8 protein-coding genes and 1 tRNA gene are annotated in these 12,358 nt (G+C 69.1%); all 9 read left to right on the forward strand.

The window, feature by feature from the left end; all coding sequences use genetic code 11:
• Positions 1-91: 91 nt before the first annotated feature.
• Positions 92-3,115: a type I DNA topoisomerase gene (topA, locus tag E3O62_RS14760; protein WP_134395650.1), complete on the forward strand. Its 3,024-nt coding sequence runs from the start codon at positions 92-94 to the stop codon at positions 3,113-3,115.
• Positions 3,112-3,768: a dTMP kinase gene (gene tmk / locus E3O62_RS14765; RefSeq protein WP_134398998.1), complete on the forward strand. Its 657-nt coding sequence runs from the start codon at positions 3,112-3,114 to the stop codon at positions 3,766-3,768. The genes topA and tmk overlap by 4 nt, the downstream gene beginning before the upstream one ends.
• Positions 3,769-4,080: 312 nt before the next feature.
• Positions 4,081-5,244 (forward strand): DNA polymerase III subunit delta', encoded by a 1,164-nt coding sequence (locus tag E3O62_RS14770; protein WP_134398999.1) that lies wholly within the window; start codon positions 4,081-4,083, stop codon positions 5,242-5,244.
• Between the two features lie 101 nt (positions 5,245-5,345).
• The gene (locus E3O62_RS14775; RefSeq protein WP_134399003.1) at positions 5,346-6,827 is read left to right on the forward strand and encodes an alpha/beta hydrolase; all 1,482 of its coding nucleotides are present in this window, start codon (positions 5,346-5,348) and stop codon (positions 6,825-6,827) included.
• 45 nt (positions 6,828-6,872) lie between these two features.
• The gene (locus E3O62_RS14780; protein ID WP_134399000.1) at positions 6,873-7,511 is read left to right on the forward strand and encodes a TetR/AcrR family transcriptional regulator; all 639 of its coding nucleotides are present in this window, start codon (positions 6,873-6,875) and stop codon (positions 7,509-7,511) included.
• A gap of 45 nt (positions 7,512-7,556) precedes the next feature.
• Positions 7,557-7,632, forward strand: a tRNA-Thr gene (locus E3O62_RS14785).
• Positions 7,633-7,889: 257 nt separating this feature from the next.
• Positions 7,890-8,888: a Gfo/Idh/MocA family protein gene (locus tag E3O62_RS14790; protein ID WP_134395646.1), complete on the forward strand. Its 999-nt coding sequence runs from the start codon at positions 7,890-7,892 to the stop codon at positions 8,886-8,888.
• Positions 8,889-9,154: 266 nt separating this feature from the next.
• The gene (locus tag E3O62_RS14795; RefSeq protein WP_166786507.1) at positions 9,155-11,455 is read left to right on the forward strand and encodes a bifunctional diguanylate cyclase/phosphodiesterase; all 2,301 of its coding nucleotides are present in this window, start codon (positions 9,155-9,157) and stop codon (positions 11,453-11,455) included.
• Positions 11,456-11,499: 44 nt separating this feature from the next.
• A partial coding sequence (locus E3O62_RS14800) for a D-alanyl-D-alanine carboxypeptidase (RefSeq protein ID WP_174720157.1) occupies positions 11,500-12,358 on the forward strand: 859 nt, incomplete at its 3' end.

Below are 12,358 nucleotides of genomic sequence, written 5' to 3' on the forward strand. Positions count from 1 at the left end.
CGCGCGGCGTGGTCGATTAGGCAGGCACCATATTGAAGTGTGTATGGTGTGCCATGGCCCACTTGGACCCGTACCTATAAAGAGGAGTCTGGTGCCAGGCACTAAGAAGCTGGTCATTGTCGAATCGCCGACGAAGATGAAATCGATCGCCGCGTACCTGGGCGACGGATACGAGGTCTTGTCCTCGGTCGGTCATATTCGCGACTTGATCGAGCCCAAGAACCTGCCACCCGAACTGAAAAAGGGTCCACTCGGCAAGTTCTCGGTCGACGTGGAAAACGGTTTCGAGCCGTACTACGTCGTGTCCGACGCGAAGAAGAAGACCGTGGCCGAACTCAAACGGGCCATGAAGAACGCCGACGAACTCCTGCTCGCAACTGATGAGGACCGCGAAGGCGAGGCCATCGCCTGGCACCTGTTGCAGGTCCTGCAGCCCAAGGTGCCGGTCAAGCGCATGGTCTTCCACGAAATCACCAAGGAAGCCATCCTTCAGGCGAAGGACAACACCCGCGACCTCGACACCGCCCTCGTCGACGCGCAGGAGACCCGGCGCATCCTCGACCGCATCTACGGCTACGAGATTTCCCCCGTGCTGTGGCGCAAGGTCGGCCCCGGCCTGTCCGCCGGCCGCGTGCAGTCCGCGGCCACCCGCCTCGTCGTCGAGCGCGAACGCGAGCGCCTCGCGTTCGTGTCGGCCGGCTACTGGGACCTGATCGCCCAGCTCGCTCCCGGCGCGTCCCGGACGGATTCCGCGTTCCAGTCGAAGCTCGTGCGCCTGGGCGGGGAGCGCATCGCCTCCGGCGGCGATTTCGACGACCTCGGCCGGCTGAAACCCAAGGTGACGGCGGTCACGCTCGACGAGGCATCCGCCCTCGCCCTGGCCACCGCCCTCAAGGAACCGTCGGTCGCCCTGACCGTGACGAAGGTGACCGCCAAGCCCTACCGTCGCAGCCCGGCCGCGCCCTTCACCACCTCGACCCTGCAGCAGGAGGCGGCCCGCAAGCTGCGCTTCACCGCCCGCCAGACCATGAGCGTGGCCCAGTCGCTCTACGAAAACGGGTACATCACCTATATGCGAACCGACTCGCCGTCGCTGTCGCAGCAGGCGATCACGGCCGCGCGCACCCAGGCGGCGGCGCTCTACGGCCCCGAAACGGTGCCCGACAAGCCTCGCCTGTACAAGGGCAAGAGCAAGAACGCCCAGGAGGCGCACGAGGCGATCCGTCCGTCCGGCGACACGTTCCGCACCCCTCCGTCGCTCGCCTCCACCCTGCGCGGCAACGACTTCAAGCTCTATGACCTGATCTGGAAGCGCACCGTCGCCTCGCAGATGGCGGACGCGACCGGCTCGACCGCGTCGGTGACCATCGCGGCCGGGCCGACCGGCACGTCCACGCACCCCGCGGCATCCGGGGTGCTCGCGGAATTCGCCGCCAGCGGCACCGTGATCACGTTCCGCGGCTTCATGCTGGCCTATGAGGAATCCCGTGACGAGGAGCGGAACGCACCCACCGACGCCACCGAGTCCAAACTGCCGCCGCTCGAAGAGGGTCAGAAGCTGACCCTGCTCGACGTGGAAGCCAAGGGCCACGAGACCACCCCGGCCGCCCGCTACACCGAGGCGAGCCTGGTGAAGAAGCTCGAGGAGCTCGGCATCGGCCGCCCCTCGACATACGCGTCGATCATCTCCACGATCACCGAGCGCGGCTATGTCACCCCCCGCGGCCAGTCGCTGGTGCCCAACTGGATCGCCTTCTCCGTCGTTCGCCTGCTCGAGGAGTACTTCTCCGACCTGGTCGAATACGACTTCACCGCCGAGATGGAAGACGACCTCGACCGCATCGCCGACGGCAAAGCCGACCGGGTGGACTGGCTGACCAGCTTCTACTTCGGTTCCGACAAGCACCGCGGCCTGCGGCAGGTCATCGACAACCTCGGCGAGATCGACGCGCGCTCGATCAACTCGATGCCCATCGGCGACGACATCACCCTGCGCATCGGCAAGTACGGTCCCTACCTCGAGGTCATCGACCCGGGCGCGGCACCGGATGCCCCGCCGCGCCGGGTGAACATCCCGCCGAACCTGGCCCCCGACGAACTGACCCCGGCGAAAGCCCGCGAACTCATCGACGCGCCGGTCATCACCGACCGCGTGATCGGCGAGAACCCGGAGAACGGCAAGCGGATCGTGGCGAAGGACGGTCGGTTCGGCCCCTACGTCACCGAACTGGAGCCCGAGGTCGAGGTCGTTGAACCCGGCGAGACCATCGACCCGGTCACCGGCGAGGTGACCCTGCTGGCCGATTCGGCCGCCGCCGAAGCTGCCTCCACGACCAAAACGGCGGCCGCGGCCGCAAAGCCCAAGCGCAAGCCCCCGGCGAAGAAGGTCGCCGCGGTGAAACCGCGCACGGCTTCGTTGTTCAAGACCATGGACCTCGCCACGATCGACCTCGACACGGCCCTGCATTTGCTCGCCCTGCCGCGCGTGGTCGGCCTCGACCCGGAGACGGGCGCGGAGATCACGGCCCAGAACGGCAAGTTCGGCCCGTACCTCAAGAAGGGCGTGGACACCCGGTCACTGACCAGCGAGGACCAGATCTTCGAGATCGACCTGGCCGGTGCGGTCGACCTGTACGCCCAGCCCAAGTACGGCGCCCGGCGGGCGTCGAGCGCGCTCAAGGAGTTCGAGGCTCCCGACCCCGAAAGCGGCAAGGCGATCAAGGTCAAGGACGGCCGGTTCGGCGCCTACGTCACCGACGGCATCACCAACGCCACCATCCCGAAAGCCGAGACGGTGGAGGAGGTCGACTTCGACCGCGCCGTGCAGCTGCTCGCCGACAAGCGCGCCAAGGGCCCGGCCGTCAAGAAGGCGCCGGCGAAGAAGGCCCCAGCCAAGAAGACGGCGGTCAAGAAGGCGCCCGCGAAGAAGGCGGCGGCCAGGAAAGCCCCGGCTCGGAAGGCGGTCGTCACAAAGCCGACTCCGTCGGGTGCCACCACGACGGTGCGTGCTCAGCGCACCCCGGCTCAGAAGGCCGCGACGGCGGCCAAGGCCGCGGCGACCCGGGCGGCCACCGCGGCCGCGAAGGCCGCGACCCAGGCATCGTCGCTGTCGTGACCCGAGAAGTTCCGGAAGCCGCGACCGGTCCCGCCGCTGCCGGGCTGTTCATCACCCTCGAGGGTGGTGACGGGTGCGGCAAGACGACCCAGTCGGAGCTTCTCACCGATTGGCTCCAGCAGTGCGGGCGCACCGTGCTGCGCACCCGCGAGCCCGGCGGAACGGATGTCGGCGGCGCCATCCGTGAGATCGTGCTGCACCACCGCGGCGAGATCGCACCGCGGGCCGAGGCGCTCCTCTACGCCGCCGACCGGGCCCAGCACATCGCGACCGCGGTGCGGCCGGCGCTCGCCCGCGGCGAAGTGGTGATCCAGGACCGCTACCTGGACTCATCCGTCGCCTACCAGGGTGCCGGACGGGTGCTCGACGCCACCGCGGTGCGTGATCTGTCGCTCTGGGCGGCGGAGGGACTGCTGCCCGCTCTGACCGTGCTGCTCGACCTCGACGAGACAGTGGCGCGCGGCCGACTCGACGCCGAGAACAAGCCCTTCGACCGGCTCGAGGCGGAGAAGAGCGACTTTCACCGCCGGGTGCGCGCCGCGTTCCTCGCCCTGGCCGACGCCGAGCCGGAGCGGATTCTGGTCGTGGACGCCGGGCGTCCGGTGGCCGAGATCGCCGCCGTCATCCGCGACCGGGTCGCCGCGCTGCTCTAGGGATGGTGTGAACGGATGTCCGAGGCCGCCGCTGCCCGGTGGCCCGCCGCTGCGGCGGCATCCGTTTCACGCGCGGGCTCGCCGTGCGCCGTGCGAATTCGACGGAGATTTTGGCCCTGGACCCCGTTTTCGGCCCCAAACCGGCCGTTTTCGGCAAAATCTCCGTCGAATTGGTTCGGCACCAGGCGCGGTGCTGCGCCGGCTGGACGGAATGCGCCGACTGGACGAGCTCTGCCGGGGGCGCAACCAGCGGACGGCGCCGGCTGGACGGGCTCTAAGCCCTCTGTCACCGACGAAAGGTACTCTGGTCCGATGACTGTGTGGGATGGCCTGACGGGTCAGGCGAGAGCGATCGCGATCTTCCGCGCGGCGGCCGAACGTCCGAGTGACGGAGACGCCGAGGGGCGCGCCGGATCGGCCATGACGCACGCCTGGCTGATCACCGGGCCGCCCGGCTCGGGCCGCTCCAACCTCGCGTTCGCCTTCGCGACCGCGCTGCTCAGCCCCGGCACCGAGGCCGGCGACGAGAGCGCCCGCCGCCTGGTCGACGCCCGGACGCATCCCGACCTGACCGTGCTCTCCACCGAGGGCGTCATCATCAAGATGGACTCGGTCAAAGAGGCCGTGAAGCGCTCGCAATACTCGCCGTCGGTGGGCCGCTACCGGGTGGTCGTGGTCGAAGACGCCGATCGCATGGTCGAGCGCACCTCCAACGTTCTGCTCAAGGCTTTGGAAGAGCCGCCGGAGCGCACAGTGTGGATCCTCTGCGCTCCCAGCGAGGCCGACCTGCTGCCCACGATCCGGTCCCGCGTGCGATCGGTGCGCTTGCGGGTGCCGAGCATCGACGACGTCGCCGAGCTGCTCGTGGCCCGGGACGGTGTCGACCGGGCCACCGCCGAACGGGCCGCGCGGGAGGCGCAGAGCCACATCGGCATGGCCCGCCGCCTCGCGACGAACCCCGAGGCGCGAGCGCGACGCGAGGAGACCCTGCGGGCGGCCCTCGGCATCCGTGGGGTGTCGGCGGCGGTGAATGCGGCGGCCCGGCTGCTCACCATCGCCGGTGACGACGCAAAGGCGATCACGCTCGAGCGCGACGCCGCCGAGCGCGAGGGCGTGTTGCGCTCCCTGGGCGTCGAGCCGGGACAGTCGGTCCCGCCCGGACTGCGCAGCCAGATCAAGGCCCTCGAAGACGACCAGAAGCGGAGGGCCACCCGCAGCCTCCGCGACGGGATCGACCGCATCCTGGTCGACCTCACGTCGCTGTACCGCGACGTGATCATGGTCCAGCTCGGCCGGGAGACCAGCGTCATCAACCGGGAACTCTTAGGGGAGGTGCGGGCGGCGGGAGCCGTCTGTGCGCCCGCCGCCACGCTGTTCACCCTGGACGCGATCGCCCAAGCCCGGCAGCGGATCGAATCGAACGTGGCGCCGGCGCTGGCACTCGAGGCCATGCTCGTATCGGCAATCCGCCGGTGACCGAGAACACGTCCCAGAAGGGGAATCCGTTGACCAGACGAACTCGCGTGCGCACCCTGTCGGTGCGTGCCAGGGCCACCGCCCTAGCACTGGTGCTCGCCATGGGCCTCAGCGGCTGCGTGCCGCTGTTCCTGCCGGAGCAGGCGCCGACCACCTCGGTCCCGACCGGGGAGAAGGTCGACGCCGACCTCGAACCGTTCTATAACCAGGTGCTGAAGTGGGCGGACTGCGACTCCGGCCTGCAGTGCACCACGGCTTCGGCGCCGCTCGATTGGGCCGACCCGGGCAGCGGCGAGACGGTCGACCTGGCGCTGGTGCGGCATCCGGCCACGGGCACCCGGGTGGGTTCCCTGCTGGTCAATCCCGGAGGCCCCGGCGGCTCCGGTTACGACTTCGTGAAGGATTCCCTCGACTACGCCACGGATGCGAAGCTGCAGGCCGGTTTCGACGTCGTCGGTTTCGACCCGCGCGGGGTGGGCCGCTCCTCGGCGGTGAGCTGTTACGAACCGGCGGAGATGGACGAGTACCTCTACGGCCTGCCCGCCGCGGTGCGGGGGAGCGACGCCTGGATCCAGGAGCTGTCGACGGCCGCCGTCGACTTCGGGGCCGCCTGCCAGGAGAACACCGGCCCCCTGCTCGCACACGTCGACAGCCTCAGCGCAGCCCGCGACCTCGACCTGCTGCGCGCCGCGCTCGGTGACGAGAAGCTCAACTTCCTCGGCTACTCCTACGGCACCTTCCTCGGTGCGACCTACGCGGACCTCTACCCCGAGCGGGTCGGACGCCTCGCCCTCGACGGCGCCCTCGACCCGTCCACCAGCAACGCCGATGTGACCCGGGTGCAGGCCACCGGGTTCGAGAATGCGCTGCGCTCCTACCTGGCCGACTGCCTGGCCGGCGAGGAGTGCCCCTTCGACGGCACCGTCGACGAGGCCATGACTACCATCGGATCCCTACTCGCCTCGGTCGACGTCAGCCCGATCACGGCCACCGACGGCCGTCGACTCGGCGCGAACACGCTGCTCACCGCCATCATCTACCCGCTCTACCAGGCCACCGCGTGGCCGAACCTGAGCGAGATGTTCGCGAGCGTTCTGCAGGGCGACGCCGACATGGCCTTCCAGTTCGCGGACGGCTACAACGGCCGGTCCGCCGACGGCACCTACCGCGACAACGCGACCGAGGCCTTTCTGGCCATCAACTGCGTGGACTACAGCTACAACGACGATCCCGCCTCGATGCGCGCGCAGGCCGCCGAGATCGAACAGGCCGCCCCGACGATCGGCAAGTACATGGCGTTCGGCGACATCGGCTGCGCCAACTGGCCCTATCAGTTTGACGGGGAGCGGTCCGAGATCGCCGCCGAGGGGGCCGACCCGATCCTGGTCATCGGCACCACCAACGACCCGGCCACACCCTATGTCTGGGCCGAGAACCTGTCGGAGCAGCTCGCCAGCGGACACCTCGTCACCTTCACCGGCGAGGGGCACACCGCCTACAACAAATCGAACGACTGTGTGAACTCGGCCGTCGACGACTACCTGCTGAAGGGCACGGTTCCGGCCGAAGACCCGATGTGCTGAGCATCCGCCTGGCTGCAGATTTGCGCGCTGTGTAAGAATTGAGGCATGTCGCTGCACCACGAGGAACCGGGCCTACGCGAACGTAAGCGGCTCGCAACGCGACGCGCCATCCAGCGCGCCGTGTTGACGCTCTCCTGCGAGCGGGGGCTCGAGAAGGTGACTGTCGAGGACATCAGCCGGCTCGCCGACGTGTCGCCGCGCACCTTCTTCAACTACTTCCCCTCGAAGGATGCCGCGCTGGTCGGCGACGAACTCGACCTCGCGTCCGAAGAGCAGATCGAGGCCTTCGTGCACGGCGGCCCCGATGGGGACATCCTGGCCCAGCTGGCCGCGCTGCTCTCGGTCAGCCTCAGGAACACCGAGGGTGACCGGGAGATCCACCAGCTGCGGCGTCAGGTCATGAAGGAGAATCCCTACCTGTTCGGGATGCGGATGGCCACCCTGCGCAACTTCGAGGGTCGACTGCAGGAGATCGTCACCCGGCGCTTCGTCGTCGACCACCCCGAGCTCGGCGCCGGGTCGGCGCAGCTTGAGCAGCGTGCGCTCCTGTTCACCCTGGTGGCCGTGGCCGCGCTTCGCCACGCCTGGCGGTGCTGGGCCGACTCCGACGCGGCCCGCCCCCTGGCCGCGCACGTCGCGGCATCCTTCGCGGACCTGTACGAGATGACCCTGAAGACCAGCTAAGCTTTGTTGCTGTGTCCGAGGTTTTCCGAGAGGAATAATCGTGACGCCGCCTTAGCTCAGTCGGTAGAGCGTCTCACTCGTAATGAGAAGGTCATCAGTTCGATTCTGATAGGCGGCTCCATCTCAACGCAGGCAGCCGTGGCTTTGCTCGCGCCGCGCACACCCCCGCACGCACGCACGCGGCGCGGTTCATCGAGCTGATGCCGCCCTACTGAGCCCGCAACCTGCGGCTGACTGGGCCGACCGGGGCATCCGTCGTCACGTATACGCGGAGATCCGGAGTTGCCGTGCTGTCCCCACGGATGTCCGGGGCCGGGCCGGGGCGCCGGGTCGTGACGTGCTCGACCGCCGGCCGCACGCGATCGCTAGGCTGATCCCATGACCGACACAACCCGCACCGACGCGATCCGCTGGGGAATCCTGGCCACGGGCGGCATCGCCCACGCATTCACCAACGACCTGGTTCTGAACGGTTTCCACGTGCAGGCGGTCGGTTCCCGCTCGCAGGCGTCGGCGGATGCCTTCGCGGCCGAGTTCGGCATTCCCACGGCTCATCCGAGCTACGAGGCCCTGGCCGCGGACCCGAATGTCGACATCATCTACATTTCGACCCCGCATCCGTTTCACGCCGAGAACGCCAAGCTCGCCCTGAATGCCGGCAAGCATGTTCTGATCGAGAAGCCGATCACTTTGAACGGCGCCGAGGCCCGCGAGATCGTCGACCTCGCCGCGACCCTGGGGCTGCTGGTGCTCGAGGGAATGTGGACCCGGTTCCTGCCGCACATGGTGCGCATCCGCGAGATCCTCGCCGAGGGCACCCTGGGCGACGTGCGCACCCTGATCGCCGATCACACCCAGGACCTGCCGGATGACCCGGCGCACCGGCTGAACGCCATGCACCTGGGCGGCGGGGCGCTCCTCGACCTCGGCATCTACCCGCTCACCTTCGCGTCTGAACTGTTCGGACGCCCCGAGACGATCCTCGCGACCGCCACCTTCAAGGCCACCGGCGCCGACGCGCAAATCGCCACAACCTTCCGCTACGCGGGCGGGCAGATCGCCCAAACCCTGTCGGCCAGCAACACCACCGGCCCGAACACGGCCACCATCCTCGGCACGCTGGGCCGCATCGACATCGACCGGGTCTGGTACGCGCCCACGGACTTCCGGGTGCTCAACAGCGCCAACGAGGTCATCGAGACCTTCACCGCCGAGATCAACGGGCGCGGAATGCACTACCAGGCGGCCGAAGCGGAGCACCTGATCCGGGCCGGCAAGATCTCGAGCGACATCCTGCCGGTCGAGGAAGTGGTGGCGATCATGGAGACGCTCGACCTGGTGCGCGCGCAAATCGGCCTGCGGTACCCCGGGGAGTAAGCGGGAGTCCGTGCGCCGTGCTCCGGTCGATAATCTGACCAGTAGAGCGGGAGGGGGCAATGGCGCTGCGTGGATCCCGTGGTGGTGTCACGAACCGGCATCACCGCCCCCCCATACGTGGCCGTTGCGGCTCCTCGGCACCCTGGTCGCGTGCTCCGTCGTCGCACCGCTCGAGGTCGTTCCACGCGCCGGATGACGCCACCCCCCGTTCTGGGGTGGTCTTACTCGGTGGCGCTGGTCCATCTGCCCATGACGGCTCGGCTAGCGTGGACGCAACGGGAGCGGGGGATCCGATGCACGCCAACGCGCACGCGGATCGAATCGATGACCGCTGCCGTCGTCATGCCCGGCTCGGCCGCTGGATCCTGTGGCTGATGTGGGTGCTGCTGATCGGTTACGCGATCGGCCTGTTCGCCTCCTTCGGCCCGGTTTTCACCGGCTCCCTGTCGCTGGTCACCGCGGGGCTCCCGGCCCTGCTCTGCTGGGCAGCCGCGCTCTGCGCGGAGCGCGGCCGCACGCAGCTGATTCTGGTGTCGGCCGCGATGACGGCCTTTACCCTCGGCAGCACCTATTACCTGCTCGCGGGCGCGGCGACCCTCTCGTTTCCGTCTCCGGCCGACATCGGTTACACGCTTTTCTATCCGCTGATTCTGGCCGGACTCGCTGTCCTGGTCCACCGTCAGCGTGGTGAAATACCCCGGTCGGTCCTGGTGGACGGAGCCATCGGGTCGCTTGGCGCGGCATCCGTGCTGGCCGTGTTGCTCAGCCCGGTGATTGCATCCGCGGGTGTCTGGCCGCCCTCCCCGGCCGCCCTGGTGTCCGCCAGCTACCCTCTGCTCGATCTGTTGCTCGTGTCGGTCATCACGGGGATTGCCGCCGCCCGCGGACTCGACGTGGGCCGACGGTGGGCCCTGCTGGTGCTCGGACTCCTGATCTTCGCGGCAACCGACGCCGTCTACGCCTTCCAGGTTTCCGCCGGAACGTACACCTTCGGGGAGCCGTTGGATGCGGGCTGGGCGCTCGGCCTCACCCTCATTGCGGTCTGGGCGTGGGACCTGGCTCGGCCCGATGTCACCGCCCGGCGCCCCCTGAGCGGCGTGTGGACCCTCGCGGTGCCCGGGGCAGCCACGATCGCCGGGATGGCGGTGCTCGTCCTCGGCACGCAGGTGAAGATCTCCACAGGCGCCGTGCTCCTCGCGGGCGTGACCCTGGTGCTCGGGACCGTGCGCACCCAGCTCGCCTCCCGGCAGATCGGGCGGATGGCCGACCTTCACCGCCAGGCGAGCACCGACGACCTGACCGGGCTGCCGAACCGGCGCGCCCTCTACGCCGAGGCATCCGCTCACCTCGCGCCCGGGGACGGCCACCGGAGCGCCCTGCTGCTCCTGGATATCGACCGGTTCAAGGAAGTGAACGACAGTCTCGGCCACGACGTCGGCGATCTGCTGCTGGTGCAGGCCGGATCGCGCCTGTTCGATCAGCGACGACCGGGCGATCTTCTCGCCCGGCTCGGCGGCGACGAGTTCGCGCTTTTGATCCAGGACGCCGGCCACGACGAGGCCGTGGCGGCGGCCGTGCGGCTGCGGGCGGTCCTGGCCCGGCCGTTCACGCTGGAGGGCATCGCGATCGAGTCCAACGTCAGCATCGGCATCGCCCTATTCCCCGACCAGGGTGACACCCTCAAGGTGCTGCTGCGCAAGGCCGACATGGCCATGTACAAGGCCAAGTCCTCCCGCAGCGGGCACCACGTCTTCGTCTGCTCCGACGACGATCACGGCGACTCCAGGCTGCGGATGATGGAAGACCTGCGCGGCGCCCTCGCCACGGACGAACTCGTGCTGCACTACCAGCCCAAGATCGAGCTGGCCACCGGGCACGTGCACGGTGTGGAGGCGCTGGTGCGCTGGCAGCACCCGAGCCGGGGTCTGCTGCCTCCCGACCTGTTCCTGACCCTGGCCGAAGACGTCGGGCTCATGCGCGACCTGACCCGGATCGTGCTGGGAAAGGCGCTCGACCAGGCCGCGGTCTGGCGTGCGCAGGGAACACCGCTGACCGTTGCGGTCAACATGTCTCCCAGCACCCTGATCGAGTCCGATCTGCCCGCACGCATCGCCGCCATGATCCAGGTGCGGGGGTTGTCGGCCGCCGACCTGATGTTGGAGATCACCGAAGAGTTCCTGATGGAAGACCGGGCCAGGGCCAGGGACATCCTGATCCGTCTGCGAGAGAGCGGCATCCGCATTGCCGTGGATGATTTCGGCACCGGCTACAGCTCCCTCGCCTACCTCCGGGACCTGCCGATCGACGAGCTCAAACTCGACAAGTCCTTCGTGTTCCCGATGGCCGACGACGCCAGGGCCGCGGCCCTGGTGGCCTCGATCATCGCGCTCGCGCACAGCCTCGGCGTGCGCATGGTGGCGGAGGGCGTCGAGGACGCCGTCGCCTACGCCGAGCTGACCCGGTACGGCTGTGACGAGGCCCAGGGCTTCCACATGTCCCGGCCGCTTCCGGCCGCGGCACTGGATGCCTGGCTCGCCGCCCGGCACGCGCCGGGGGCCACGCGCTAGCGAAGCACAGGGTGACTCACACGCCCGGCGGGTAGGGTTCACGGGTGGAAGAACCGAAGCCTCGCAAACGCCTCGCGGCCGTTCTCGTCGCCGTGGCGCTGCTGCTGGGCGCCGGTGCCGTCCTGATCGGGGCGTCGACCCGGGCCCCGGATGCCGCGGCCACCGCCTCCATCGCCGCGGCGAACACCGGTGCGAGCGTGAACGTGCCGGCCGCGGAACCCGTTTCGGAGCGCCCCGTGCCGGCCACCGCCTCCGATGCCAGAAACCTGCGTACGTGTTCGGTCTCAGCGCTGGCCGCCGACCCCCGGCTGGCTGAATTCCAGGCCCAGGTCGTCAACGCCAGCACCGGCGAGGTGCTCTTCGACCGCGGCGGCGATACCTCCTCACGCACGGCGAGCGTGCTCAAGGTGCTGACCAGCGCCGCCGCCCTTGAGGTGCTCGGACCGGACTACCGGGCCACGACCACCGTCGTCACCGGCAGCACGCCGGGGTCTGTCGTTCTGGTCGGCGGGGGAGACCTCACCCTCACGCGCCTGCCCACCGGCACGGAATCCGTCTACCCCGGCGCAGCCCACGTCGATGAGCTCGCCCGCCAGACCCTCGCCGCCTGGCAGGCGAACCCGGAGAACCCGCCGATCACCTCCCTCGTGCTGGACGCCTCGTTCTTCGGCGGGCCCGGCTGGGAACCGAGCTGGGATGAACTGGAACGCAACGCCGGTTCCATGCCCGACGTGACCGCCCTGCAGGTCGACGGTGACCGCGACGACCCCTCACGTCAGAGTTCTTCACGCAGCGCCGACCCCGTCGGGCGCGCTGGCGCGGCCTTCGCCGCCGCGCTCGGCGGCGGCGTGAGCGTCAGCGTCGGCACCGCGCCGGCCGGGGCCGAACAGCTCGCCGCCGCCC

This window comes from Cryobacterium sp. TMT2-15-1, from assembly GCF_004402345.1.
In the GTDB taxonomy this organism is placed as follows: Bacteria; Actinomycetota; Actinomycetes; order Actinomycetales; family Microbacteriaceae; genus Cryobacterium; species Cryobacterium sandaracinum.